Source organism: Antricoccus suffuscus (assembly GCF_003003235.1).
Classification (GTDB): domain Bacteria; phylum Actinomycetota; class Actinomycetes; order Mycobacteriales; family Antricoccaceae; genus Antricoccus; species Antricoccus suffuscus.
Genome location: NZ_PVUE01000021.1, coordinates 37311 through 62212, shown reverse-complemented (window position 1 = coordinate 62212; position 24902 = coordinate 37311). Strand labels below are relative to the sequence as shown.

23 protein-coding genes and 1 riboswitch are annotated in these 24902 nt (G+C 64.6%); of the genes, 10 read left to right on the top strand and 13 right to left on the bottom strand.

The genetic code is table 11. The features are described 5' to 3' along the window. Nucleotides 1–285: 285 nt before the first annotated feature. On the top strand, nucleotides 286–1707 hold the full coding sequence (locus CLV47_RS18920; RefSeq protein WP_106350676.1) for an amidase: 1422 nt from the start codon (nucleotides 286–288) through the stop codon (nucleotides 1705–1707). A 63-nt stretch (nucleotides 1708–1770) separates the two neighbouring features. Here the strand turns inward: CLV47_RS18920 and CLV47_RS18915 are convergent, their stop codons facing one another. Continuing rightward, nucleotides 1771–1974, bottom strand: a complete 204-nt coding sequence (locus CLV47_RS18915; RefSeq protein ID WP_106350709.1) for a cold-shock protein — start codon at nucleotides 1972–1974, stop codon at nucleotides 1771–1773. 361 nt (nucleotides 1975–2335) lie between these two features. Beyond that, nucleotides 2336–2449: riboswitch (SAM riboswitch) on the top strand. Nucleotides 2450–2629: 180 nt separating this feature from the next. On the opposite strand from CLV47_RS18915, the gene CLV47_RS18910 reads away from it, so the two are divergent. The 4 genes from CLV47_RS18910 (at nucleotide 2630) to CLV47_RS18895 (ending at nucleotide 7536) form a co-directional block, all read left to right on the top strand. Continuing rightward, nucleotides 2630–3952: a bifunctional o-acetylhomoserine/o-acetylserine sulfhydrylase gene (locus CLV47_RS18910; protein ID WP_106350675.1), complete on the top strand. Its 1323-nt coding sequence runs from the start codon at nucleotides 2630–2632 to the stop codon at nucleotides 3950–3952. A gap of 28 nt (nucleotides 3953–3980) precedes the next feature. Continuing rightward, on the top strand, nucleotides 3981–5144 hold the full coding sequence (metX, locus tag CLV47_RS18905) for a homoserine O-acetyltransferase MetX (RefSeq protein ID WP_238145520.1): 1164 nt from the start codon (nucleotides 3981–3983) through the stop codon (nucleotides 5142–5144). A 113-nt stretch (nucleotides 5145–5257) separates the two neighbouring features. Beyond that, on the top strand, nucleotides 5258–5743 hold the full coding sequence (locus CLV47_RS18900) for a MarR family winged helix-turn-helix transcriptional regulator (RefSeq protein WP_106350673.1): 486 nt from the start codon (nucleotides 5258–5260) through the stop codon (nucleotides 5741–5743). Nucleotides 5744–5778: 35 nt separating this feature from the next. Next, nucleotides 5779–7536, top strand: a complete 1758-nt coding sequence (locus CLV47_RS18895; RefSeq protein ID WP_146135446.1) for an MDR family MFS transporter — start codon at nucleotides 5779–5781, stop codon at nucleotides 7534–7536. Nucleotides 7537–7586: 50 nt separating this feature from the next. Here CLV47_RS18895 and CLV47_RS18890 read toward each other — a convergent pair whose 3' ends face one another. Further along, nucleotides 7587–8474, bottom strand: coding sequence for an ABC transporter permease (locus CLV47_RS18890; RefSeq protein ID WP_106350671.1), 888 nt, complete (start codon nucleotides 8472–8474; stop codon nucleotides 7587–7589). Continuing rightward, the gene (locus CLV47_RS18885; protein WP_202862697.1) at nucleotides 8471–11284 is read right to left on the bottom strand and encodes an alpha/beta fold hydrolase; all 2814 of its coding nucleotides are present in this window, start codon (nucleotides 11282–11284) and stop codon (nucleotides 8471–8473) included. The genes CLV47_RS18890 and CLV47_RS18885 overlap by 4 nt, the downstream gene beginning before the upstream one ends. A gap of 212 nt (nucleotides 11285–11496) precedes the next feature. On the opposite strand from CLV47_RS18885, the gene CLV47_RS18880 reads away from it, so the two are divergent. After that, nucleotides 11497–14010 (top strand): AAA family ATPase, encoded by a 2514-nt coding sequence (locus CLV47_RS18880; protein WP_170111166.1) that lies wholly within the window; start codon nucleotides 11497–11499, stop codon nucleotides 14008–14010. Next, the gene (locus CLV47_RS18875; RefSeq protein WP_106350669.1) at nucleotides 14007–14459 is read left to right on the top strand and encodes an SRPBCC family protein; all 453 of its coding nucleotides are present in this window, start codon (nucleotides 14007–14009) and stop codon (nucleotides 14457–14459) included. The genes CLV47_RS18880 and CLV47_RS18875 overlap by 4 nt, the downstream gene beginning before the upstream one ends. 45 nt (nucleotides 14460–14504) lie before the next feature. On the opposite strand, the gene CLV47_RS18870 is transcribed toward CLV47_RS18875, so the two are convergent. The 6 genes from CLV47_RS18870 to CLV47_RS18845 all read right to left on the bottom strand — a co-directional run bounded on the left by CLV47_RS18870 (nucleotide 14505) and on the right by CLV47_RS18845 (nucleotide 19091). Beyond that, nucleotides 14505–15209, bottom strand: a complete 705-nt coding sequence (locus CLV47_RS18870) for a dienelactone hydrolase family protein (protein WP_170111165.1) — start codon at nucleotides 15207–15209, stop codon at nucleotides 14505–14507. 62 nt (nucleotides 15210–15271) lie between these two features. Continuing rightward, entirely contained in the window at nucleotides 15272–15835 is a 564-nt protein-coding gene (locus CLV47_RS18865) for a LytR C-terminal domain-containing protein (protein WP_106350667.1), read from the bottom strand. A 9-nt stretch (nucleotides 15836–15844) separates the two neighbouring features. Further along, a complete protein-coding gene (locus CLV47_RS18860) occupies nucleotides 15845–16150 on the bottom strand; it encodes a DUF3263 domain-containing protein (RefSeq protein ID WP_106350707.1) in 306 nt (101 codons plus the stop codon). 164 nt (nucleotides 16151–16314) lie between these two features. Next, complete coding sequence (gene rarD / locus CLV47_RS18855; RefSeq protein WP_106350666.1) at nucleotides 16315–17262, bottom strand: EamA family transporter RarD; 948 nt, start codon at nucleotides 17260–17262, stop codon at nucleotides 16315–16317. Nucleotides 17263–17280: 18 nt separating this feature from the next. Then, nucleotides 17281–18417, bottom strand: coding sequence for a trans-sulfuration enzyme family protein (locus CLV47_RS18850; RefSeq protein WP_106350665.1), 1137 nt, complete (start codon nucleotides 18415–18417; stop codon nucleotides 17281–17283). Beyond that, nucleotides 18414–19091: a uracil-DNA glycosylase gene (locus CLV47_RS18845; protein WP_106350664.1), complete on the bottom strand. Its 678-nt coding sequence runs from the start codon at nucleotides 19089–19091 to the stop codon at nucleotides 18414–18416. Before CLV47_RS18845 ends, CLV47_RS18850 begins: the two co-directional genes overlap by 4 nt. 101 nt (nucleotides 19092–19192) lie before the next feature. Here CLV47_RS18845 and CLV47_RS18840 point away from each other — a divergent pair, with 101 nt between their 5' ends. Further along, entirely contained in the window at nucleotides 19193–19582 is a 390-nt protein-coding gene (locus CLV47_RS18840; protein ID WP_106350663.1) for an ankyrin repeat domain-containing protein, read from the top strand. Beyond that, nucleotides 19579–20097, top strand: coding sequence for a flavin reductase family protein (locus CLV47_RS18835; RefSeq protein ID WP_106350662.1), 519 nt, complete (start codon nucleotides 19579–19581; stop codon nucleotides 20095–20097). Before CLV47_RS18840 ends, CLV47_RS18835 begins: the two co-directional genes overlap by 4 nt. 10 nt (nucleotides 20098–20107) lie before the next feature. Here the strand turns inward: CLV47_RS18835 and CLV47_RS18830 are convergent, their stop codons facing one another. From CLV47_RS18830 to CLV47_RS18815, 4 genes are read right to left on the bottom strand one after another with little or no spacing between them, the layout of a single operon-like run. Continuing rightward, nucleotides 20108–20539 (bottom strand): OsmC family protein, encoded by a 432-nt coding sequence (locus tag CLV47_RS18830; protein ID WP_106350661.1) that lies wholly within the window; start codon nucleotides 20537–20539, stop codon nucleotides 20108–20110. Between the two features lie 20 nt (nucleotides 20540–20559). Then, a complete protein-coding gene (locus CLV47_RS18825) occupies nucleotides 20560–22089 on the bottom strand; it encodes an acyl-CoA synthetase (RefSeq protein ID WP_106350660.1) in 1530 nt (509 codons plus the stop codon). 54 nt (nucleotides 22090–22143) lie between these two features. Continuing rightward, nucleotides 22144–23121, bottom strand: coding sequence for an aldo/keto reductase (locus tag CLV47_RS18820; RefSeq protein ID WP_238145519.1), 978 nt, complete (start codon nucleotides 23119–23121; stop codon nucleotides 22144–22146). Continuing rightward, the gene (locus CLV47_RS18815) at nucleotides 23118–24047 is read right to left on the bottom strand and encodes an LLM class F420-dependent oxidoreductase (RefSeq protein ID WP_106350705.1); all 930 of its coding nucleotides are present in this window, start codon (nucleotides 24045–24047) and stop codon (nucleotides 23118–23120) included. The genes CLV47_RS18820 and CLV47_RS18815 overlap by 4 nt, the downstream gene beginning before the upstream one ends. A gap of 203 nt (nucleotides 24048–24250) precedes the next feature. Between CLV47_RS18815 and CLV47_RS18810 the strand changes: the two genes are divergently transcribed. After that, nucleotides 24251–24871, top strand: coding sequence for a class I SAM-dependent DNA methyltransferase (locus CLV47_RS18810; protein WP_106350659.1), 621 nt, complete (start codon nucleotides 24251–24253; stop codon nucleotides 24869–24871). Nucleotides 24872–24902 lie beyond the last annotated feature (31 nt).

The following is a 24902-nucleotide window of genomic DNA, read 5'->3' as shown; positions in this document are numbered from 1 at the left end:
ATTCAATCGACTCGAGATCGGCTCGGTCGAAATGAGTACGACGCGGTACTGCCTCACCAAAGTTTGGCACCCGCCAGGTTAGCACTCCTCTATCGAGAGTGCTAAGAGAGGTTTGGCACTCGTCGCAGCCGAGTGCCAACGTTTTCAGTGCGCCTCGACGGTGTAAATGCCGAGCGCGTGTGGCTGCCGGATCGCACTCGTCGCGCTCGCGCTGGGTTGCTTGCGCCTGCGATTTGCAGTTGTCTAAGCAGACCATCAAAACTGCTGCCGCGCTTGGAGATCTCTATGACGACCCAGATCGCGTATCTCACGACGACCGAACTGACCGCGCTCTATCAATCCGGCGAGCTGTCGCCGGTGGAAGCGACGAGGGCGACCCTCGATCGGCTGGCCGAGGTCAACCCGAAGATCAATGCCTTCAATGTCGTCATGGACGATTCCGCGCTGGCCGCGGCGAAGGCGTCCGAGAAACGTTGGCGGACGGGCTCGCCGATCGGCCCCCTGGATGGCGTGCCGGTCTCGATCAAGGACAACATCCCGGTCGCCGGCTTTCCCTGCCGCAACGGCTCCTTGACCACGTCAGATACACCGGTAACCGAGGACGCTCCCCCGGTCACGCGGCTTAAGGAGGCCGGCGCCGTACTGTTCGGCAAGACCACGCTGCCGGACTACGCGCACAAAGGCGTCACCGACAGTCCGCTCACCGGCATCACCCGCAACCCGTGGAATCTCGACGTCACCCCCGGCGGCTCCAGCGGTGGCGCGTCGGCGGCTCTCGCAGCCGGAGTCGGACCACTGGCCGTAGGTTCGGACGGCGGCGGATCCATTCGTATCCCTTGCAGTTTCACCGGGCTGGCAGGCATCAAGCCGACGTACGGCCGGGTCGCGGCATTTCAGGGTGGCCCATTCATCGGCATGTCCCATAAAGGCCCGATGGCCCGCACGGTTCGCGACGCCGGGCTGCTACTCAACGTGCTCGCCGCGCCCGATCCGCGCGATGGCACGTCCTACCCGTCGGCGACCGCGGCGTACGACGACTCTCTCGACATCTCGTCGCTGAAAGGCCTGCGGATCGCCTTTACGGCCGACTTCGGCACCGACCACATCGATCCAGAAGTCCGCGCACTCGTCGCCGCCACCGCCGACGTATTCCAAGGCCTCGGCGCCGAGGTTACCGAGGCCTTCCCCGATCTCACCGGCGGCCCGGAAGCCTTCGGCGTCATCTGGAATACCGGGATCGCGAAAGTAGTCGAGCAGACGCCGGCCGACAAGCGCGACCTGTTCGACAAACCGATCAAGGCTATGGCTGCCAAGGGCCGCGAGGTCACGGGCGTCGAGTACCTGCTGGCGATGCACTACCGCGACTCGTTCTCCGAGCGGTTGGGCCGCTTCCATCAGGACTACGACCTACTAATCACACCGACGTTGCCGTGTACCGCGTTCGAGGTCGGACACGAAGTCCCGCCCGATTGGAAGGAGAAGCGGTGGATGACGTGGAGCCCGTTCTGCTATCCCTTCAACTTCACGCAACAGCCAGCGGCCTCGGTGCCGTGTGGACTCAGCAACGGGCTGCCCGTGGGTCTGCAGATCGTCGGACGACGGCACGAAGATGCACTTGTGCTGCGCGCGGCCGCGGCATACGAAAACGCCGCCGGCGGCTTCAACGAACTGTCCGATCGCGGAAGCCGACTAAATCTCGCTGGTTGAGCGAACTCAAAGGCCTACCCGGCGGGCCGGGTAGGCCTTTGATACTTACGAAGTTTCCGGTCGTTAGCCAGCAACCCGGACTTGGTCCGCCTGCGGACCCTTCTCACTCTGGGTCACTTCGAACTCCACGCGCTGTCCCTCTTCGAGGGCGCGGTAGCCATCCATCTGAATTGCCGAGTGGTGAACGAAGACATCTTGCCCACCGTCAACTGCGATAAAGCCGAAGCCTTTTTCCGCGTTGAACCACTTCACGGTTCCCTGTGCCACGTGCACTCCTACGTTGTGCGATCCGGATTCCACACCTTGCAGAACCGGGGCCTTGCTCATCCGTCCCGCACTACACTTGCATGACCCTGGACCGGTATCGCTGGTCACTTCCGTGCCCGTCAACCGCCTGCCCAACGTCTAGCGCGGTAACGCACACGACTTGCTGAACTACGACCAAGCCTCACGTTACAGGTTTGGCCCAGGTAAACAATCGCGACAAGATAACGAAACGGGCAACGCCTTTCTCGGTGACAACCTGCGCACAAGGCGTTCTCGCGCGCTCACGCCACGCAGTCATTCGGCCCACATTCGGTCGGTACCCGTGGCACGGGCACACCGCAATGGGCTAACATCGACGGCAGGTTATGAGTTCCAGTGCAGAGCCCCGGCTTGCTGGACGGCAACCCTCCAACCGCGGTGGGGTGCTCCGGGTGAAGACCAGGCGAATGTCGACCGACAAACGCAAGCGCGGGCCTCTCAATACGCAGTGGCCCCAGATCTTCGGGAGTCACAGTGAGCACCCTCTGTAGATAGCGCGTACGACGCCTCGCATCTCCATGCCCGAGGCGTCCGCGCAGCACCCAATCCATTTCGTACGAGTAACACCTCGACGCCAGTTCTGGCGCACCAGAAACACGAAGGAAGACAACACGCAATGAGCAACGAAGCAGCCAATTGGGCCTTTGAGACCAAGCAGATCCACGCCGGGCAGGAGGCGGATCCGACGACCGGGTCGCGCGCGCTGCCGATCTACCAGACCACGTCGTACGTCTTCAAAGACACCGAGCACGCCGCGAACCTGTTTGGGCTTTCCGAGTTCGGCAACATCTACACCCGCATCATGAATCCGACGACCGACGCGGTCGAGCAGCGCATCGCCGCACTCGAAGGTGGTGTCGGTGCGCTCCTCGTCGCCTCCGGCCAGGCCGCCGAAGTGCTCGCCCTGCTCAACGTCGTTGAAAACGGTGGCCATATCGTGGCCTCGCCGAGCCTGTACGGCGGCACCTACAACCTGTTGCACTACACGTTCAAGAAGTTCGGCATCGAGACGACGTTCGTGGAAAACCCGACCGACCTTGAGTCGTGGAAGAGCGCAATTCAGGACAACACGAAGGCCTTCTTCTTCGAGACCATCGCCAACCCGCGCAGCGAGGTGCTCGACATCGAGGGCATCGCGAAGATCGCGCACGATTTCGGTGCGCCGCTCATCGTCGACAACACCGTCGCCACGCCGTACCTCCTGCGTCCGATCGAGCATGGCGCCGACGTCGTCATCCACTCGGCCACCAAGTACCTCGGCGGCCACGGCACCTCAATCGCCGGCGCAATCGTCGACTCCGGCAACTTCGACTATGCGCAGTACCCCGAACGCTTCCCTAACTTCAACACGCCGGACCCGAGCTACAACGGGCTGACCTACGCCAAGGATCTGGGGGTCGGCTCCGCGTTCGGCGCCAACCTGTCGTACATCCTCAAGGCGCGCGTACAACTGCTGCGCGACACCGGCGCGGCCGTGTCGCCATTCAATGCTTTCCTTATCGCGCAGGGCATCGAGACGCTGAGTCTGCGCGTCGAGCGGCATGTCGAGAATGCGCGCAAGGTAGCCAACTGGCTTGAGACACGCAGCGAGGTCGAGAAGGTGTTCTGGGGCAGCCTGGAGTCCAGCCCGTCCTACGAGCTGGCCAAGAAGTACGTACCCAAGGGCTCCGGCGCGATTGTGTCGTTCGAGATCAAGGGCGGCGTCGATGCGGGTAAGAAGTTCGTCGAGGCGCTGGAGCTGCACAGTCACGTCGCTAACATCGGAGACGTGCGCTCACTAGTAATCCACCCCGCGTCCACGACGCATAGCCAGCTCACTCCAGAGGAGCAGGCGACCTCGGGAGTCACTCCCGGGCTGGTCCGCCTGTCGGTAGGAATCGAAAACATCGACGACATCCTCGCTGACCTCGAGACCGGGTTCAGCGCGGCCGCGCTCTAACGAGAGTCGACTCAGGAGAATGACATCTGTGGCGGATCGCCCCACATACAACTCGCCGAACGCCGTGCGCCGGGGGACGCACGTCGGCGGTTGGCGTGAGGGCGATCCGGTTGCAGCCCGCAAGTTCGTCGACATCGGCGCCGTTGAGCTCGAACGTGGCGGCGTACTCCCGTCGGTCCGGGTCGCCTACGAGTCGTGGGGCACCCTTAACGCCGCCGGCGACAACGCCGTACTCATCGAACACGCACTGACCGGCGACGCGCACGTCGACGGGCCAGCGGCCGAAGGTCAGCCGACACCGGGCTGGTGGGACGGTTTGATCGGTCCGGGGCGATACCTCGACACCGACAAGTGGTACGTCGTCGCCTCTAACGTGCTCGGCGGGTGCCAAGGTACGACGGGCCCATCGTCTCCAGCCCCGGACGGCACTCCCTGGGGCAGTCGATTCCCGTTCATCACCATCCGCGACCAGGTGCGCGTCGAGGCACTGCTCGCCGACCAGCTACGCATCACCAAGTTCGCCGCAGTCGTCGGCGGATCGATGGGCGGCATGCGCGCCATCGAATGGCCGATCATGTATCCAGATCGCGTCCAGTCGTCGGTCATACTCGCGTCGACCGCCTACGCAACGAGCGACCAGATCGCCTGGTGCGCACCGCAAATCGCGGCGATCAAGTCTGATCCGCTGTGGTGCGGCGGCGACTACTACGAGTCCGGCGACGCGCCCACGGTCGGCCTGGGCATCGCACGATCCATTGCGCACGTGACCTACCGCTCCGAATACGAGCTTGCGACCCGCTTCGGCCGTGAGGCGCAACCCGGCGAAGATCCCCTTGGCGGCGGCGGCCGATATGCGATCGAGTCCTACCTCGACCACCACCGGGACAAGCTGGTCGGTCGTTTCGACGCCGGCTCCTACGTCGTACTCACCGAGTCGATGAACTCGCACGATATCGGTCGTGGCCGCGGAGGCTTGGCGGCCGCGCTTGCCAAGGTCACCGCGCAGTTGCACATCGTCGCGGTCAACACCGATCGGCTGTACCCCGTTCGGTTGTCCGAAGAGCTCGCGAAGTTCGCGCCAAAAGGCAAAAACGACCTGACAATCCTCGACTCGCCGTACGGTCACGACGGTTTCCTGATCGAGTTGGACATGATCGGCGCCATCATCAAAAACGCCCTCGGCGCCGACTGAATCCTCGTTGCGCCATCGGGCGTTTATTGCATGTTAGCCGGACCCGGTGAGGCGCCACACAATGCCGAGAATTAAGTTGCGAAACGCAATTATCGGGCCGCATACTTACTTGCGTGACACAAGCAACCCACCCCGACCCCGAAGACACTGATGCTCTAGACGACATCGTGCGCAGTCTTCTGAGCGTCGTACGCGCGGTGCACAAGGGGTTCGAGAGCATGGCCTTGGATAAGGGAGCGCTAATGGTGCTCACCTCCATTCGGCACTTTGACAAGTCACGACCGTCGTCCGTGGCCGAGTTCTGCGGGCTCGACATCTCGACCATCAGCCGGCACATCAAGAAACTCGAAGAGGACGACCTCGTCGAACGCAGCCCAGACCCCGCCGACGGACGAGCGCATCTCATGCGGCTCAGCGCCAAAGGGAGCGCCATGCTCGCACACGCAGAGCACGTCCGGCGCGAGGAGCTGGGATCGGCGATCAGCGGCTGGAACGAGGAAGATCGCCGCGAGTTGCGGGCCATCCTCGGCCGGCTCGCTGCGGACCTACAGACCACCGCTGCCCGGCATATGCACGCCGTACCGCATAAGACGACCTAAGCGAAGGCGCTTTACGCACGTCCTCAGAGCGTCGCGTGAGAGGCACCTCCCGACCCGACCACTGTCTTTACATTTCACATGGAGCACTCGTGACCACCGCACCTGACGCGACCGTCGAAGAATCCGGCGAGTTCTCGCACAAGCAGATCATGGCGATCCTGTTCGGCCTGCTGGCCGGCATGTTTCTCGCCGCGCTCGACCAGACCATTGTCTCTACCGCGCTGAAGACCATCGCGGGCGACTTCAAGGCGTTTGAGGCGATCCCGTGGGTCGTGACGGCGTACATGCTGCTCGCGACCGCGTCGACTCCGCTGTACGGCAAGGTCTCGGACATCTTCGGTCGGCGCCCGGTCTTCTTGTTCAGCATCGGCGTCTTCTTGGTCGGCTCGGTGCTGGCGGCGTTCAGCCAGAACATGACGCAGCTGATCATCTTCCGCGGCGTTCAGGGCCTCGGCGCGGGTGGTCTCATGCCGCTAGCATTCATCATCATCTCCGACATCGTGCCGCCACGGCAGCGCGGCAAATACCAGGGCTATTTCGGCGCGGTCTTTGGCCTCTCGTCTGTGGTGGGCCCGCTGCTTGGCGGGTTTCTCACCGACTCGGTGTCGTGGCGCTGGTGTTTCTGGGTCAACATCCCCGTCGGGCTCGTCGCGATCTACCTCGTCGTCAAGCACCTGCATTTGCCGCATCACCACCAGAAGGTCAAGATCGACTACTTCGGCGCTGCCCTGCTCGTGGGCGCGGTATCGAGCTTGCTGCTTGCGCTCGAGTTCGGCAACAGCGACGGGTGGGGTTCGACCTCGATCATCACCTACTTCGTCGTCGCCGCAGCCCTTACGGCCATCTTTATCTGGTGGGAGTTCCGCGTCGACGATCCTATTTTGCCGCTGCGGATCTTCCAGAACAAGGTAGTCACGACCACGACGATCGTCGGCGTCGTGATCGGTTTCGGCATGTTCGGCGCGATCATCTACGTCTCGCAGTACCTGCAGATCGAGAAGGGGCTCAGCGCGACCGAAGCCGGCCTCGCGATCATCCCGATGGTCGTTGGAATCATGTCGGCGTCGATCGGCTCGGGCAACCTGATCACCAAGCTCGGCAAGTACAAGATGTTCATCGTCGGCGGCACCGCGATCTTGGTCCTGGCAATGTTCTTGTTCAGCACGGTCGAGCGCGGTACGTCGATGTGGGTGTTCAGTCTCTACATGCTCGTCCTCGGCCTCGGGCTCGGCTGCTGCATGCAGAACCTGGTGCTGGCCGCTCAGAACGCGGTCACCGGGCGGGACCTCGCCGTCGTCACGTCGACCGGGACGTTTATGCGGCAGCTGGGCGGCACGATGGGCGTCGCAATCTTCGGGTCCATCCTCAACGGCACGTTCGTGACATCGGTAGCCGCTCCGCTTGCAGCGGCCAAACCCGGCATCGAGCAGAAGATCGCACAGGCACACCAGCTGGTTCAGGCTGCCGCCTCCGGTCAACTGCCGCCTGGCGTGAGCCAGGCCCAAGTCGAGGGCGCCAAACAGCTTCTCGCGATGCCAGACGTGACCGCAAACGAGCTACAGAAGCTGCTGGCGAGCACGGACGCGATCAACAGCGTCGGTCACCTTTCCCCGGGGCTGAAGGACGGCATCCTCGACGCGTTCGTCGAAGCGATGCAAGCGGTGTACCACTTCGCGATCCCGGTCATGATTGTCGGCTTCCTGTTTGCGCTGTTGGTCAAGCAACTGCCGATGCGTAACTCCAGCGCGATGGCCGATCGCATGAAGGAAGCGCGCGCCGAGGGTCTCGCTTAACGTCGGAAATCTCGCAACTGCGAGCTTGCGGTCGTCCGTCCGGACCCTAGTTACGACGTGACGTCCTTCTTGTGGAAATGCCGGAAGGCAAGCGCGAGCAAGATCGCGGCGTAGGCCAGGGCAAAGGACACGCCGCGGATCATCTGACTCGTGTCCGGGGGTACGCCGAGCATGCCCACCCAGGCGAAGTTGTACTGCGTTGGCAGCCAGTTGCGCAGGTCGCCGAGCGCATCGACCTGCCCGAGGATCGACGAGACAATCACGATGAACACGGTGCCGCCGACCGCGGCGAGCGGAGCGTCGGTGCGCACCGACAGGTAGAACGCCAGCGCGCCGACCATCAGCATGTTGACCGCGATGTACGCCGCGATCAGCAGGATCCGCCACGACGCTGCCCCGGGCGAGAGTTCGATGCCGACCGGCGTACCAACCGGATGCCAGCCGTAAAAGATCCACCCGGCGACCAGCGAGACTGCCATCAACACCGCGAGTGCCGCCAACGACAAGAACAACGCGACGAGCAGTTTGCGCATCAACAGGCGGCCTCGGGGCACCGGGATGGCCAGCAGATAGCGCAGACTCCCCCACCCTGCCTCGCTCGCAACCGTGTCTCCGAAGAACAGCGCGAAGACGATGACGAGGAAGAACCCGGTCGTCACGAAAAAAATAAAGAGCATGAAGTTGAGCGCGCCGGTGGTCGCGACGTCGACCAGATTGACCGTGCTGGACCTGCCGAGGTCGGCCGGATTGCCGATCGCGAAGGCCAGGATCAAGATCAGCGGAAGCAACGCCATGAAGGCAAAGACGCCGAGAGTACGTCGGCGCCCCAGCTGGCGGCGTACCTCAATCCAGAAGCCGAGCGTGTGCCCGGGCGCGTAACCCGGCGCCGCCCCTCTGCGGTCCGCTACGTCGCGTCCTGCGGCCTGTGACTCGGTCATTTCACCTCACCCACCAATGCCAGGAAGGCGTCCTCGAGATGCCTCCGTGGAACAGCGCTGTCGACCCGTACGCCGGCCGTTACGAGGGCCGCCACTATGTCGGCGGCGTGTACGTGTTCGTCGGTGATCTCGACGCCGATCTCGGTCGCCGACTGGTCGATGACGATCACGCCGTCGAGCCGGTCAATCAGGCGCGCGGCAATCGCGGGGTCGTCCACGCCGACAGTGAGCTCGGCACCGACACCGACGACCTCGGCCACCGAACCCGACGCGATAACCTCGCCCTTGTTGATCACGACAATGTGCGAGCACGTCTGCTCGACCTCGGCTAGCTGGTGACTGGAGATGAGCACCGACCGGCCGTCGCGGGCATAGGAGCGCAGTACGGCGCGCATCTCGGCAATCTGCGGCGGATCGAGCCCGTTAGTCGGCTCGTCAAGCACGAGCAGGTCCGGCAGGCCGAGCATCGCCTGCGCGATCGCCAGCCGCTGCCGCATCCCTTGGCTGTAGGTCTTGACCTTGCGGTCGATCGCGTCACCGAGCCCAGCGATTTCCAGCACCTCGTCGAGGCGGGCGTCTTCGAGCGGCCGTCCGGTTGCGGCCCAGAACAGCTCGATATTGTCCCGGCCGTTGAGGTGCTGCAGGAACCCGACGCCCTCGACGAAGCAGCCCAACCGGCTCAATACGGGGCTGCCGGGGCTGATGTGGTGACCGAAGACGCGCAGCTCTCCCGCGGTCGGCCGGATCAGGCCCATCAGCATGCGCAGCGCCGTCGTCTTGCCGGCGCCATTCGGTCCGAGCAGCCCGACCACCTGGCCCCGCTCGACGCGGAAATTCACCGAGCGTACCGCGACAAAGCCGTCCTTGTATGCCTTGCGCAGACCGTCGGCGACGAGCGGCACATCGGCCAGCTGCGTGTCGAAGGCGACGTACTCCTTGCGCAGCCGCCGGCGCCGCCATAGCAGCGACACGAGCGCCGCGAGTACGCCGGCTCCGACGACGATGGCGAGGAGAATGAGCCAATCCGATACGGGCGCCGCGTCCGGAGTCGCGCTGACCGTCGCGTAGGTGAGGCCACCCGACCCGCCGGCAAGGCTGATACCGATGACCTTCTGCTGCGGTTCGCTTTGGTATGAGCGATCCGTGGTGGCGAATGCGACCAGCAGTCGGTGGCCAGTTTCGAACTGGTGCGCAACGGCCGGCAGCACAACGTCGACATCGACCCCGGCGCCTGGCGCGGATGGCGGTACGACGACCGGCGCCACGCTGCCCCCGGGCAGGCTCGGCGTACCGCCGTCGGGCACGTCGTAAAGCTTCGCGAACAGTACGGCGCCCTCGGGTACGCCGGACACGTGGATCTTGATCGACGAGCTGCCGACGATACTCATCGCGGTGGTCAGTTTCTTGGACGTGAAAACGGCCGCCTGGCCCGGAGGGTCGTAGGCGAGACCGAAATTGCCGATCCCAGGCAGCGTAGAGATCGACGACGGTACGCCGCCGGCGGGCGCCACGGCCAGCTGCGGCGTCCCCGACACCGTCAGGCTCTTGGTGGCGACATCGAGGTCGTGGACGCCGGGGTACGACGGGGCGCGTTCGACTCGAATCGCCGGCCGCCCGCCTCGCACCGACAACCCGGTCTCCTGGTCGAAGGCGAAGTCGAGGGACGGCTTCGGGCCGGTCTTCTTCAGGTAGTGATCGAACCAGCCCGCGACCTCGCCGCGGATCTGCTTGGTCTCGTCGTCGGTCGCGCCCACACCGCCCGCATCGTGGCCGCCGGCGGTCCAGTAGACCTTGACGTCGGTGCCGTTCAGCGCGATCTGACGGGCGGTCTCGTCCGCCTCGCTGAGTGGGAACAGCGAGTCGTTCTGGCCTTGGATCAGGAAGGTCGGCGCCTTGATCTTGTCCGCGACGCTGTACGGCGAGGACTTGTCGAGCACGGCCACCGACGCGGCGCTGAGCGTGCCGGTCGACGCCGCCTCGGTATAGACCTGACAGATCTGCGCGCTGAACTTCCCGCACACCAACTGCGGTTCGAGCGCGGGGTTGAGCGGAAATGTGCCATCCGAGGCCCCCGGCTTGCTGGCCGCGCCGGAGCCACCCGACCCGCTCGAATCACTGGAATCGCCGCTGGTAGCCGACGGCAAAAGTGAGGGAATGCCGTTGCCCTTTCCCAGCCCGAAGAAGATCCCGGCCCACTCACGCTTGAACACCCCAGGGGCGACATCCTGCGCGCCCGGTCCAACCGCGGCGGGAGCCAATGCGTTATGCGGCAGCACCCCCGAGCCATTCGGGAAGAAGACTCGTGACAGCCGGTTCCAGGTGATCTCCGGGACGATCGCGTCGACCCGATCATCCAGTCCGGCGGTCATCAACGCGAGCGCGCCGCCGTACGACGCGCCGACGATCCCGACCCTCGGGTCGTTGGGCCCGTCCTTCTGCACCTCCGGTTGCTGCGCGAGCATCGTGATGAGGTTCTTCGCGTCCGCGACCTCGGCGTCCGGCGCGTTGAGCGAGATCTGCCCGTCGCTCTTTCCGAATCCGCGCGCGCTGTATGCGAGCACGACGTACCCGCGGGCGGCAAGGTCTTTGGCGTCGGCGGCCACGGACTCCTTGTCACCGCCGAAGCCGTGCGCGACGATCACCGCGGGTGCGGGGTGCGCTGCCGTCGCGTTGTCGGGGATGTACATCGTCGTGTCGAGTAAGACGGAAGGTGAGGTGTTGCTGCCGAACATCGAGTTGACCGTGCGGTATCCGGGATTGGCGTTGCTGATGAGCCGCCATGACACGAGTCCACCCGCCACAACAATCACGGCAAGCACCGTAATGACGATGCGACTCGTCCTGGACAGGCTTCTCACGCGCACCCCGGTCTCTCGGTACGGCGTATTGACCGCCGTCCAACTCCCCTAGTTAACCCGAGATGGCCGGCAGAAGTTCCACGGCACCACGTCTCAGGCGTGCCGCTGAGCAGTTGACTGCGGTCGGCGGCGCTGCCGCGCCCGTTCCGACTACGCTCGACCACGTGTCGGAAACCGGACTTACGCTCACTGCTCGCCTGACCGCCGCCGTGCTTGATGCACGGCGCGGCGTCGTACGCATGCACCAGGACGTGCTTGCGGCGCTCGACCTGGCACCGTGGGACCCGGTGCTACTGGGCGGCCGACGTACGACCGGCGCAATCGTCGCCGACGGCGGCAACGACGTGCCACCGGGGATTCTGCTGGCCGACGACCTCACACTCGGCAACATCGGGATCGCAGACGGTACGGCGGTCCAGGTCGCCAAGATCGACCTCACCGAGGCGCGCACCGTCGAGGTGGCCGGCGATGCCAACATTTCGCGGATCGTCAGCCCCGACATGCTGCGCCGCGCGTTGCTAGGCAAGATGGTGGCCACGGGCGACAACATATCTCTCCTCCCGCAGGAAAACTCGCTCGGTGGACTGGTCGATCAGAGTGACCTCGACAGCACGCGGCGGCAGTTGCGGGCGCTGATGGGCATGCAGTGGACAACCACGCTGCTCACGGTCACCAGCGTCGATGCTGCGGGCCCCGCACTGGTCACAGCCGGTACGACGGTGTCGTGGCGCGGGGGTGGCAGCGCACCGGGCTGGGCGCCAGAGAAGCCTAGCCGGGCATCGACGAACCATTCGTCCGTGCGCCAAGTGACGCCGCAGCCCAACCCGCTATACACCGTGACCGCAGCGCCATCGCCGCCACCGTCTTCACCTCTCCCGTCCCCGCCTGCAGCGGTACCACTGCCTGCGACGACACCTGCTCCGTCCGCGGGTCCGGCAGTCGTCGCGGAAAAGCCCGCGGCCTCTGACACGAAGTCAGGTGCGGCCGCAACCGGGTCGGCGACAAAGGCAAAGCCGGCAGCCAAACCGGCCCAAACCGCCGAACAGAGTGACGTGGACAAGCGCGATACAGTCGCCGATGACGCCGACACCGGGACCGTCGCGACGGCCATACCGACTATTGCCGACCTGCCCGGAGTAAAGGAACAGTCCCACTCGCTCTACGAGTGGCTGGACCTCGGCTTCCATCACACCGAGGTGCTCGATCGACTCGGCAGCACGGCGCAGCTCGGCGTACTAATCAGCGGGCCACCCGGGGTCGGCAAAAGCACCCTGGCGCAATCGGTCGCCGCGTCCGTCGGCGCCGGCGTGGTCGACCTGTCCGCGCCCGCGGTCGCCGCCGTCGAGGCCGCCGCGGCCGCCGATGCCCTGCGCAGCGCGATCAAGGACGCCACCGACAAGTCCCCCACGATGCTGCTGATCCGGGACGTCGAGGCGCTCGCTCCACGCGACGAACCGGAGCCACTCTCACGGATCTTCATCGACCTGCTCGCTCACACCATCGGCGCCAGCAAGGTCGCCGTCGTCTGCACGACGGCCCGCCCCGAAGAGGTCTCCACCGAGCTACTGCGCCCCGGCGTACTCGATCATCAGCTGTCCGTGCCGCTGCCGGACAAGAACGGTCGCAAAGACATCCTCGAGGCCGTGATGCGCCCGGTGCCACTGGCCGGCGGCGTACACCTTGACGAGATAGCGGCCCGTACGCCGGGGTTTGTCATCGCGGACCTGATCGCGTTGCGGCGCGAGGCGTCCGTGCGTGCCGCCCTTCGGCAGCGCGAGTCGGACAATCCGACGATCGACCAGACCGACCTGATCGGCGCGCTGGAGGTCGTGCGGCCGACCGCGATGGCCGAGTCGTCACTGGAAGTCGCGCGCGTGACCCTCGACGACGTCGGCGACATGGTCGAGACGAAGGAAGCTCTCACCGAAGCGGTGCTGTGGCCGCTGCAGTATCCCGAGACCTTCGAGCGGCTCGGGATCAGCCCTCCGCGCGGCGTACTGCTCTATGGACCGCCCGGCTGCGGGAAGACATTCCTCGTCAAGGCGATCGCCGGATCCGGGCAGACCAACGTGATGAGCGTCAAGGGTGCGGAGCTACTCAACAAGTGGGTCGGCGAAAGTGAACGCGCCGTACGTGAGCTGTTCCGGCGAGCCCGCCAAGCGTCACCGACGCTGATCTTCATGGACGAGGTCGACGCGCTCGCTCCGCCGCGCGGTCAAGGCACCGATGGCGGTACGACGGACCGCGTCGTCGCCTCCCTACTCACCGAGCTCGACGGTGTGGAGGCACTGAAAAACGTCGTCGTCATCGGTGCCACCAACCGGCCTGACCTGATCGATCCCGCGCTGTTGCGTCCGGGCCGGCTCGACCGGATGATCTATGTGCCGCCGCCGGACGCCGACGCGCGAGCAGCGATCCTCAAGGCCTCGGCCCGCAACACGCCGATCACTCGCGGCGTCAACCTCACGGCCATCGCAAAGGAGCTCGAGCACTATTCGAGCGCCGACTGCGCCGCGCTCGTGCGCGAGGCGGCGCTGGTCGCGATGCGCCGCGACCTCGACGCGCCGCGGGTGACCAAGGCGGACTTCGATCGAGCCCGCAACAACATCCGTCCATCACTCAACTCCGAACAGGTCGAGTGGCTGGAAAACTTCGCAAAGGAGCGTGAGCAGTCGTGACCTCGGCATTTGAACGCAGTCACAGCATCGAGATCGATGCGCCCGCGGGCGCCGTCTTCGACTATGTCAGCAACCCGCAGTCGTGGCCGGAGTGGATCGCCGCCTCGCACCACATCGACAGTGAGGATCGACCGCTCGTCGCGGACGAGACATTTCACGAGAAGTGGCACACGAGTAAGGGCGAGGTCCAGCTGGACTGGGTCGTCGAGGTCTGCGACCGGCCTCGACGCTGGGTCGCACGCACCAACACCGACTTCATCGGCCCGATCGTTGCCGAATACACGTTCGCCGAGACCGACGGACGGACGGCGTACACCCGCACGATCCAAAACCCGTCACGGCCCAAACCTCCGACGGAGCAGATGATCGAGCGCATCGACGAGGAGGCGACCATCTCCCTGGGCAACATTAAGACGAACGTCGAACGGCGAAGCACGACCGGCTCCTAGCCCCCACCGCCCGCGAAATTCGTATGGACCGACGCCGAGTTCGCGTCAGCCCAAGTGGCTGCCGAAGAATTCGACGGTACGACGCCACGCGTCCTCAGCTTCGGCAGGAACACAGTCGGTGGCGAGCGGATCGAGCACGAACCCATGCCCTACGCCCGGATAGCGAACGACCTGAGCGTCAACGCTTGATTCACTCAGCGCGGTCCGTAGTCGCTCAACTTGCGCGACCGGAATCGTCGAGTCGCCATCGCCGTACAGTCCCAGCCACGGCACTCGGAGGTCAGCGGCGAGCGCAGTTCCAGAATCGATGCCGCGCCACCGTGTCCGCGCGATGCCTCCGCCGTACATGCTCACTGCCGCATCGATCGGCGCATGCGCGGCCGCCCATAGCGCGATTGTCCCGCCCATCGAGAATCCGAGGACGCCGACCTTGGTCGCGCCCGCTGCGGCGAGATAGTCGATCGCGCCGCGGACGTCACTGTCGATTCCGGACGCGGTGAGGGTACGGCGCAATCGCAACGCATCGTTGACTCTTTCGCGCGCCGGGATCGGGCTGTCCTGGCGGTGATAGAGGTGTGGAGCGGCGACGGCATAACCGGCGCCGGCGAGGCGTCTGGTGACGGCGCCGATGCTCGGCGTGACGCCCCAGATCTCATGCAGTACGACGACTCCCCGCCGTACAGCGTGCGACGGTGCGCACACGGTCAGCGGTACGCCGCCGGCGCTGGTCGCGCGTCGTACGTCGCACACGAGGTGATCGTCCTCCGTCGGTGAATTGACGCCCGGTGAGGGTACGAAGTCCCGGACGCGGGTCAGCCGTTCTTGGGATCCCAGTCGCCGGTCAGGATGACCACGACGCCACTGAACTTGAGGTCGGCCGGCGACTGCTCGAGGCCAGTCAGCTTAGGGAACTGCGACTGTAGGTTCGTGGCCGCCTGTTTCGCGTCCGGGTTGTCGGCCGGATAGTAGATGGTGGAACCGGGCAGTTTCTTGCCGGTGTAGTTGCCGACCTCGGACACTTCCCAGCCCTTCGCGGCGAACGCGTCGCGAGCGCGGCCGGCGAGGCCTGCCGTGCCGCCGCCGTTGAGCACGGTGAGCGGCGCCTTGAGGTCGGGTTTGTTCGCCGATGAATCGCCTGCCGCGCCGCTACTCGGCGAGGCACTGTCGGAGCTGGCGGACTGGCTGGCGGAGTTGGACGCTCCGGAGGTTTGCGACCCGCTCGTGGTGCCAAGATTGGGGTTGGCCGCGGTCGTCTTCCCGCCTGCGCCGAGCTGACCGGTCATGCCCATGATCGCCAGTACGACGAGTAGTACGCCCACTAGGGATGCAACTGCACCAATGATCCGTCTACGGCGTACTTGTACTGGCGAGAGCATCCGGCAATCCTACTGTGGTTCGATCCCCAGTCGACGGGCCGAGCGTGCGCGCTGCCTACTGGAGCGCTGCCGACGCAGCCGTTTGACCAGCATGGGGTCGGCCGCGAGTGCCGCCTGGTTGTCGATAAGGGCGTTAAGCACCTGGTAGTAACGGGTCCCCGACATGTCGAACAGGTCTTTAATTGCCTGCTCCTTGGCGCCGGCGTACTTCCACCACTGGCGCTCGAAGGCGAGGATGTCCCGGTCGCGGCGGCTCAGTCCGTCGACCTCGGCGTCATCACTGAGATGGGCATCGGCGGCGTGCGAGCTTTCCATGAGACTCCTGAACCTCGTGCTGTTGGTGACGCGCAGGGCGCCGTTAATGCGCGCCAACGGGCAAACTACATCTTTGTCATTCGACTCCGTTATTCTGCCATGGGGTTGTGCGTCGATTGCGGATACCCGGGGTCAAAAACGCCCAATAATCCAAGATTCACAGGCTAAATCGGCTCGGTCACACCCACACTCATCTCATCCGTAACACTGGCCTCACTAGTCACACGAGTACGGCGCGAGCGACTCATCTTTCGGAGCGCGTCATACGTGTAAAGGATCAGCGCAACCCAGACGAGGCCGAACCCAATGAGCCGCGCCATCGGCATCGGCTCACGAAAGATGAAGATTCCGGTGATCAGTTGCAGCGTCGGGGTGATGTACTGCAAGATCCCGACCGTGCTCAGCGGGACAATCTGCGCCGACACCGCAAACAGCACGAGCGGCAGCACGGTAACCAGACCCACGGTCAGGACCAGGAGCGTATTGGCGAGTCCGTGGTGGCCGAACTCGGTCTGCCCGCGTACGCCGAGAAACGCGATGACCAGGAGCGCCACGGGCAACAGCACGATCGTCTCGGTCAGCAGTCCAGGCAGCGGCGCGGTGGGGGTGATCTTCTTCAGCAACGAGTACGACGAGAAGGTCACACCGATACCGAGCGCCAGCCACGGCGGCCGGCCGTAGTCAAATGCCAGATAGACCAGGGCGATGGTGGCCAGGCCGAGCGCGATCCACTGCAGTACGCCGAGCCGTTCCTTGAAGATGATGACACCAAAAGCCACGCTGACCAGTGGCGTCGTAAACGTGCCAAGCGACACCTCGATCGTATGACCGGCGTTGACGCCCCATACGAAGATGGTCCAGTTGATGCCGATGGCCAGGGATGCGGCGGTCAGGATGAGCGCGGTTTTAGGCTTTCGCAGCGCCGCCTTGACCTCTGCCCACCGACGCAGCGCGAGGATGATGATGCCAATCGTCACGAACGACCACACGATGCGATGGGCGATCAACTCGAATGCGCCGATATCGCCTAGCCAGCGCCAATAGAGAGCGAAGAGTCCCCAAACTGAGTAGGCGGCGATTCCCGCCAGTAGACCCTTACGCGCGTTGGACACGTGGTCACACTAGCGGCGTTACTCCGGTGCGCTGCGATCGCCCAGGCCCCGCGGTTGGCCGAGCGCCGTCCCGAGGTCCCGCCAGATGTCCTCGACCGCTTCAATGCCGACGCTCAGCCTGATCAAACCGGTCGGCGCCCCCTCGTTCCAGCGGTTACGGCGTTCCGCGGTCGACTCGACGCCACCGAGGCTGGTCGCCATCACGATCAGCCGGGTACGCGCGAGTACCTCGTCCGCGCGGTCTTCGGACTCGACGCAGAAGGACAACATGGCGCCGAACCCGCGCATCTGTCGGGACGCTAGTTCATGTCCGGGATCGCCTGGCAGCCCTGGGTAGAACACGCTCGTGACGGCCGGGTGCTCGGCCAACCGTCCGGCGATGACCATCGCGTTCTGCTGAGCGGCCTTGATTCGCAGCGGCAGGGTGCGCAGCCCGCGCAGCGCCAGAAACGCCTCCATCGCACCGGGCATGGCGCCATGAAACGTACGTCGGCGGCGTACCGGTTCGGCGGCCTCCTCATCCGGCACGACGACCGCACCCATCATGAGGTCCGAATGCCCACCGATGTACTTCGTCGCCGAGTGCACGACCGCCGCTGCGCCGTGCGCGAGTGGATTTTGCAGCACGGGGGTGGCGAAGGTGCTATCCACGACCACCGGTACGCCCGCTTCTTTGCCTAGCCGGCACAGCGCCTCTAGATCGAGCACCTGCAGCAGCGGGTTGCTCGGCGACTCCAGCCATAGCATCGCGGCGCCGGCGAGTGAAGCGCGGGCAGCGGTCAGATCGGTCGCGTCGACGGTGTCCAGGACCAACCGGCCGCGCTCCTCCATGTCGCGCATCAGCGTCCGCGCGCCGTGGTAGATGTTTGCCGCGGCGACGACCCGCGCGCCCGATGGCAGGTCTTCGAGCACGGCGGCGCAGGCGGCCATCCCGGTTGCAAAGCCGACCGCCACGCCACCCTCGAGAGCGCCGAGCGCCGCCTCGAACGCGTCACAGGTCGGGGTGCCAAACCGTGCGTAGTCATTGCCGCCTTCCCGGAAGCTGGAGGCAAACACCGGCGGCGTGTTAAGCGGCGCGCCGGCTCCGGTGGGCCTGCCGACAGCCACCGCACGGGTGTCAAATGACCAGCCGGCGTACCCCTCGTCGTTGCTCATGCCAGTCGCCAGTCGACCGGTTCGGCGCCGGCCGCGGTGAGCAGTTCGTTAATACGGGTGAACGGCCTGGAGCCGAAGAACCCGCGGTCGGCTGACATCGGGCTCGGGTGCGCCGAGGCGACAATCGGTGTATCGCCGAGCCGCGGCGTCAGGTTTTGCGCGTCGCGTCCCCACAGGAGGGCGACGAGCGGACCGCCACGGCCGACCAGACCATCGATCGCCGCATCGGTCACCGCCTCCCAGCCCTTGCCCCGGTGACTGGCCGGCGCGCCCGGCGCGACGGTGAGGCACCTGTTGAGCAGACACACGCCGTGTTGTTCCCACGGACTCAGATCGCCGTTGCCCGGCGCAGGGAAGCCCAGGTCGGCGGCGTACTCCTTGTAGATGTTCTGCAGCGATCTTGGGATCGGTCGCACGTGCGGCTCGACCGAGAAGGACAGGCCGACAGCGTGTCCGGGCGTGGGATAGGGGTCCTGGCCGACGAGCAGCACCCGCACGTTGCCGATCGGCTGGCGGAACGCGCGCAGGATGTTGTCACCAGCAGGTAGATAGCTACGGCCCGCGGCCACTTCAGCGCGCAAGAACTCGCCCATAGCAGCGATCCGGTCCTCAACCGGGCGAAGTACCGGCACCCAGGACGCGTCGACGATCTCCTCGAGTGGTTTTGCGCTCATGGTGACGAATCATTCCACGCGTCGTACGGGCCAACGTCGAAGCATCCGCGGTCTCCTCTACTCGCTGCATCTGGCCGGGCATGGCGACTAGTGTTGCGGGCATGGAGCCCTCGAAAGAACTCGTCGAGTTCGCGCATCGGATGTTCGACCTGGCTCGCGACGGCGATGCCCAACTGCTCGACTACGTGGCCGCCGGGCTGTCACCGAATCTGACCGATCCCCAGGGCAACACGCTGCTGATGCTGGCGGCGTATCACGGTCATGCGGCCCTGGTCGACGGGCTTGTCAAGGCCGGCGGCGACGTCGAGAGGGTGAACGACCGCGGACAGACTCCGCTTGCCGGTGCGGTGTTCAAAAGCTATGTCGACGTCACCGAGGTTCTCCTGGCCGCGGGCGCCGATCCCGACGCCGGTACGCCGACCGCCCGGGACACGGCGCAGTTGTTCGAGTCGGCGGCGCTCCCGTTGCTGAATGGCCAGGAGGGATCATGAAGGAATCATCTGACGAGGCCGCGCAGCTGGACAAGGCGAGCGTCGACGGCGACACGTTCAGGTCCGTGCTCGGCAACTTCGCATCGGGCGTCGTCCTGGTGACCGCGATGCTCGACGGCGAGCCGGTCGGCCTCACGGCCCAGTCATTTATGTCGCTGTCCCTCGACCCACCGTTGGTGATGTTCTGCCCCGCGAAGTCATCGAAAAGCTGGCCCAAGATCCGCCGCGCGAAACATTTCGCGGCCAATATCCTGTCTGAGGGACAACAGCACTTGAGCAGTCAGTTCGCGCGCTCCGGCGGCGACAAATTCGCCGGGGTCTCCTGGGAGCCGGGCCCCAGCGGGGCGCCGCTGGTCGAGGGAGTGCTCGCGCACATCGACTGCATGATCGATGCCGTGCACGATGGAGGCGACCATGACATCGTCGTTGGCCGCGTGCTGCACCTGGATGCCGAAACTGACAAAAAACCGCTGGTGTTCTTTAGAAGTACGTTTAGCAACCTCGCCGTACAGTAGATGTACTCCGCTACTCGACCGGGCCGAACTGGTCAGTGATCGGCGTACCGATCTGCACCGTCCGGCCGACGGTGCAGAGCCGCTCACGTGAGCGCTGCACCATCGCCGGTACAACCTCTCTTGCCTGATCGCCCTTCTCGCCTTCCGGAAACGCGATGTCAAAGGTGAGCGTGATGTTGCCTAGGTGGTTACCCTGCTCATCTTTCATCTTGTCGGCCTCGACACGAACCTTGAAGCGGTCTGGTTCCGCGCGCCGCGCGGTGAGCATGTCCACATCGACCCCCGTGCAGGATGCGATTGCGACCATCAGCAGTTCCCCGGGAGTGAAGTCTGCGTCGTCGCCCTTGCCGGTAACGAGTGATCCGCCACGTGGGTTCGTCACCTCGAACTTCCCCAGGTCGGTGCGGTTCAGGCTCAGGGAACGGTGGTTGTCATCGGCCATATCGTGGTCCTCCAAGGTATTTAGACGAAGCTCTTGCGGATTTCGTGCTTGCGCAGCTTGCCAGTGGGCGTGCGGGGAAGGTCATCGATGAAATCGATCGAGCGGGGCAGCTTGAACGACGCGACATGCGCACGCAGGTGTTCCATCAGCGCTTCCCGCGTCTCGTCCGTGGGCGGTACGCCGGCCTCGAGCTGGATGACGGCCTTAACCTCTTCGCCGAAGTCCGGGTTGGGTACGCCGATGATGGCGGCGTCGTACACGCTCGGATGCAGCACGAGCGCGTCCTCGATCTCCTGCGGGTAGATGTTGACCCCGCCAGAGATGATGACGAAACTTTGCCGCTCTGCAAGGAAAAGGAAACCGTCTTCGTCGACATAGCCGAGGTCGCCGATCGCCGACCAGTTGTCGTGGGCGGGGTGGCGGGATGCGGCCGTCTTTTCGGGGTCGTTGAAGTATTCGAACTCGACGACTTCTTGTTCGAAGTAGACCTTGCCCACCTCACCGGTCGGTAGCTCATTGCCGTCCTGGTCGCAGACGTGGAGCTCTCCAGCGGCTGCTTTGCCTACAGAGCCGGGTTTTTGCAGCCATTGTTCGGAGTTGATGAGCGTGCTGCCGTTGGACTCTGATCCGGCGTAGTACTCCCACAAGACCGGACCCCACCAGTCGATCATCGCGGCCTTGACGTCACGTGGACACGGCGCGGCCGCGTGGATCGCAATCTTGAGACTGGAAACGTCGTACTTCGCGCGTACCTCCTCGGGCAACTTGAGCATCCGCACGAACATCGTCGGGACCCATTGGCTATGGGTGATCTTGTATTTTTCGATCAGCCGCAGCGCCTCTTCGGCATCGAACTTCGGCATCGAGATGACCGTGCCGCCGTACGCCTGGATCCGTGCGGAGTAGCGCAGCGGCGCGGCGTGGTAGAGCGGCGCGGGCGACAGATAGCGGGTGTCCGTGTCGAAGCCGAAGATCTCGGCCATCACCGCGAGGCCGCCGTCGGTGTCGTCCTCGACATTGAGACCGGAAAACGCCAGCCGCACGCCCTTGGGGCGCCCCGTCGTGCCCGAGGAGTAGAGCATGGTCCGTCCGGAACGGTGCTCGGCGAGCTCCTCGGTCGGTTGCGCCTGGAGGGTCTGTTCGTAGTCCTCGAAGCCTTCGATCGAGCCCTTGTAGGCGAGCTTGGCGCAGACAGTGGGCGCCTGCGCGAGTGCACTGGTCGCCAACTCAGCCAAGTCCGCGGACGCGACCAGAGCGGTTGCTTGGCAGTCGTTCAAGATGTAGCCGACCTCGCCAGGCAGCAAGTGGAAGTTAATCGCCGTCAGGTAAAGACCGGAACGGACGGCAGCCCAGTAGACCTCGAAGTATTCGACCGAGTTCGTCGACAGCAGCGCCACCACGTCGCCGTGGCGAAGGCCCTGCTCGTGGAACCAGTGTGAGAGCCGGATCGAGCGTTCGTTGAGCTCGCGGAACGTCAGTGTCTGGCCCGTGTCCGACATGATGACGGCCGGGTGATCGGGCTGCGTCTTCGCCCATTTACCGGGATACATGTTGCTCCTTCATCCCCCTTGACAGGGGGTAACCGTGTGTAGTGAGTACGACGTCTAGCGCTTGATGCGTTTCTGCAATGCCTCGTTATAACGAGCACCGTGAAGAGCGCCGATCGGGAAAAGGTGGTCGAGCCGGTCGATGGTCTCCGCATCGAGCGAGACCTCCGTGGCGGCGAGGTTTGCTTGCAGGTTGTGAATCTTGCGCGTGCCGAAGATCGGAACCACGTCGTCGCCTTTAGCCAGCACCCAGGCCAGAGCGAGGGTGCTGGGAGTGAGGTCGAGCGCGTGGGCGATCTGACTCATCTGCTCGACGAGCCGGACATTCTTTTCGAATGCATCTTCCTCGAACCGCGGATAGCGGTTTTGGCGGTCTTCGAGGTTTTCGACCTCGGCGATGTTGCGCATCGCGCCGGAGAGGATGCCGCGGCCCAGTGGTGAGTAGGCGACCAGCCCGATGCCGAGCTCACGCATAGTCGGGAGCAGGTCCTCTTCCGGATCTCGCACGAATAGCGAGTACTCCTGCTGTACGGCGCTTATCGGTGCAGTCGCGTGCGCGCGGCGAAGGGTGTCCGCACTTACCTCGGAAACGCCGAGGTATTTGACTTTGCCCGCATGCACCAGCTCGCTCATCGCGCCGATCGTTTCTTCAATCGGAGTCGTGGGGTCGACCCGGTGCAGGTAGTAGAGATCAATGTGATCGGTCTGCAGCCGGCGCAGGCTCTCGTCGATCGCGGCGTGGATATGTTCGGCGCGGCCCAAGCCCGTGTCGCGAAGGGCACCGGTCTTAGTAGCGATAGTGACCTGGTGCCGGCGATCGTGAAATGCCCTGCCCAACAGCGACTCGTTGTGACCGGCGCCGTACGCATCGGCCGTGTCGAACATTGTGATGCCAAGATCGATCGCCTGGTGCAGCAGAGAAACCGACTCGTGGTCGTCGGCCGCGCCGTATACGCCAGACAGCCCCATCGCGCCGTACCCGAGCAGGCTGGAGCGCAGCCCGGCGCTGCCGATCGACCGTCGCTCGAGGGTCACAGCTGAGCCATCACGTCGGAAGCGAGCACCTCGAGGTGATCGAGGTCGCTGAGGTCAAGAATCTGCATATACATGCGAACGGCGCCTGCGTCACCAAACTTCCCTATCTTGTCGACGACTTCGTCCGGCGTACCGGCGAGTCCGTTGGCACGCAGTTCGTCGACGTCGCGGCCGATTGCCTCAGCGCGCTTCTTGATCTCGGCCTCGGTGCGTCCGACGCAGACAACTTGGCCGGCCGACAGCACAAGTGAGGATCGCTCGCGACCTTGTTCGTCGCACGCCGCGAGGACTCGCTCGAACTGCGCCTTCGTGTCGTCAACCGAAGTGAATACACGATTGAACTCGGCGGCGTACTTGGCGGCAAGGTACGGCGTACGTTTCTTGCCACCACCGCCGACAACGATCGGGACCCCTGGCTGCTGCACGGTCTTGGGGAGCGCGGGCGAATTCTTGAGCGTGTAGTGCTTGCCGTCGAAGCTGTACGTCTCACCGACCGGCGTACGCCACAGCCCGTCGATGACCTCGAGTTGCTCCTCGAGCCGGTCAAATCGCTCACCTAAAGCTGGGAACGGGATGCCGTAAGCCGTGTGCTCTGCGTCGTACCACCCAGTGCCGAGACCGAGCTCGATGCGCCCGCCGCTCATTTCGTCAAGCTGCGCGACGGAGATTGCCGTGACCCCGGGCAGCCGGAAGGTCGCCGACGACACAAGCGTGCCGAGCCTGATCGTGCTGGTCTCGCGGGCCAGACCCGCAAGAGTCAGGAATGCATCGGTCGGGCCCGGCAACCCATCACCGCCACCCATGACCAGGTAATGGTCGGAGCGGAAGAACGCGTCAAAGCCGAGCTTCTCGGTCGCCTGCGCGACCGAGAGCAGCGTCCCGTAGCTCGCGCCTTGCTGGGGTTCGGTGAAGATCCGTAGCTTCATGGCTCCATTCAACAACAGCCCGCCGGAGCGCTGGCGACCCGCCGCCACCATCCGCGACTTCGTACCTCACCATCGGCAACCGGCCGCCTCCCCTGTCTCGCGAAACTCTTCCTTGTCACGCCAAATGAGGCACGAGAAGGAAGAGGGTGCCGCTATTGGGGACGTTAAGGTGGACGCAGACCACACTCGGCGAGGAGCAGCAGATGACCACGAGTTCGTTTGACGACCGGGCGGCCACCTGGGATGAGCCGGCCAAAGTGGAGCGGGCACGCGCGGTTGCGAGCGCGATCAGCGATGCCGTACCTCTGCAGCCCTCGATGCGCCTACTCGAATACGGCGCCGGCACCGGGCTCGTCTCACAGCAGCTCGTAGGGGCGGTAGGACCGATCACGCTCGCCGACCCGTCCGCGGGGATGCGCGCTGTCGCCGAGGACAAGATCACGGCGGGGACGCTCCCGGCCAACACCCGCGTGTGGGACCTGGACCTCTCGACGGGCGATACCCCGGACGAACGGTTCGATCTCATCGTCACGGTAATGGCCTTGCACCACATCGCCGACTTGCCCACGGTCCTTGCCAGCTTTGCAACGCTGCTTGCTGACGGTGGCCGGGCGTGCATTGTGGATCTTGAGGAAGAGGACGGGTCATTTCACAACACGGACTTCGACGGCCACAACGGCTTCAATCAGAAGACCTTGACCGGCCAGCTCGAGGAAGCCGGCTTCGCGGTGCAGTACCGGGGTGGCATCTTTCAGGTAGCCAAGGGTGACCGTTCCTATCCCCTGTTTCTGGCGGTCTGCACCGGTTCCGCTCGTCGTCTCTAGGTCGGATTAGGTCGCATACACCCGACCTAAT

Excerpts from the sequence above, each read along its gene's own strand:
- CLV47_RS18815 (WP_106350705.1), bottom strand. The coding sequence starts at position 24,047 with ATGAAGCTACGGATCTTCACCGAACCCCAGCAAGGCGCGAGCTACGGG.
- CLV47_RS18910 (WP_106350675.1), top strand. The coding sequence starts at position 2,630 with ATGAGCAACGAAGCAGCCAATTGGGCCTTTGAGACCAAGCAGATCCAC.
- CLV47_RS18850 (WP_106350665.1), bottom strand. The coding sequence starts at position 18,417 with ATGAGCAACGACGAGGGGTACGCCGGCTGGTCATTTGACACCCGTGCG.
- CLV47_RS18810 (WP_106350659.1), top strand. The coding sequence starts at position 24,251 with ATGACCACGAGTTCGTTTGACGACCGGGCGGCCACCTGGGATGAGCCG.
- CLV47_RS18920 (WP_106350676.1), top strand. The coding sequence starts at position 286 with ATGACGACCCAGATCGCGTATCTCACGACGACCGAACTGACCGCGCTC.
- CLV47_RS18845 (WP_106350664.1), bottom strand. The coding sequence starts at position 19,091 with ATGAGCGCAAAACCACTCGAGGAGATCGTCGACGCGTCCTGGGTGCCG.
- CLV47_RS18890 (WP_106350671.1), bottom strand. The coding sequence starts at position 8,474 with ATGACCGAGTCACAGGCCGCAGGACGCGACGTAGCGGACCGCAGAGGG.
- CLV47_RS18825 (WP_106350660.1), bottom strand. The coding sequence starts at position 22,089 with ATGTATCCCGGTAAATGGGCGAAGACGCAGCCCGATCACCCGGCCGTC.
- CLV47_RS18840 (WP_106350663.1), top strand. The coding sequence starts at position 19,193 with ATGGAGCCCTCGAAAGAACTCGTCGAGTTCGCGCATCGGATGTTCGAC.
- CLV47_RS18835 (WP_106350662.1), top strand. The coding sequence starts at position 19,579 with ATGAAGGAATCATCTGACGAGGCCGCGCAGCTGGACAAGGCGAGCGTC.
- CLV47_RS18830 (WP_106350661.1), bottom strand. The coding sequence starts at position 20,539 with ATGGCCGATGACAACCACCGTTCCCTGAGCCTGAACCGCACCGACCTG.
- CLV47_RS18865 (WP_106350667.1), bottom strand. The coding sequence starts at position 15,835 with ATGCTCTCGCCAGTACAAGTACGCCGTAGACGGATCATTGGTGCAGTT.
- CLV47_RS18860 (WP_106350707.1), bottom strand. The coding sequence starts at position 16,150 with ATGGAAAGCTCGCACGCCGCCGATGCCCATCTCAGTGATGACGCCGAG.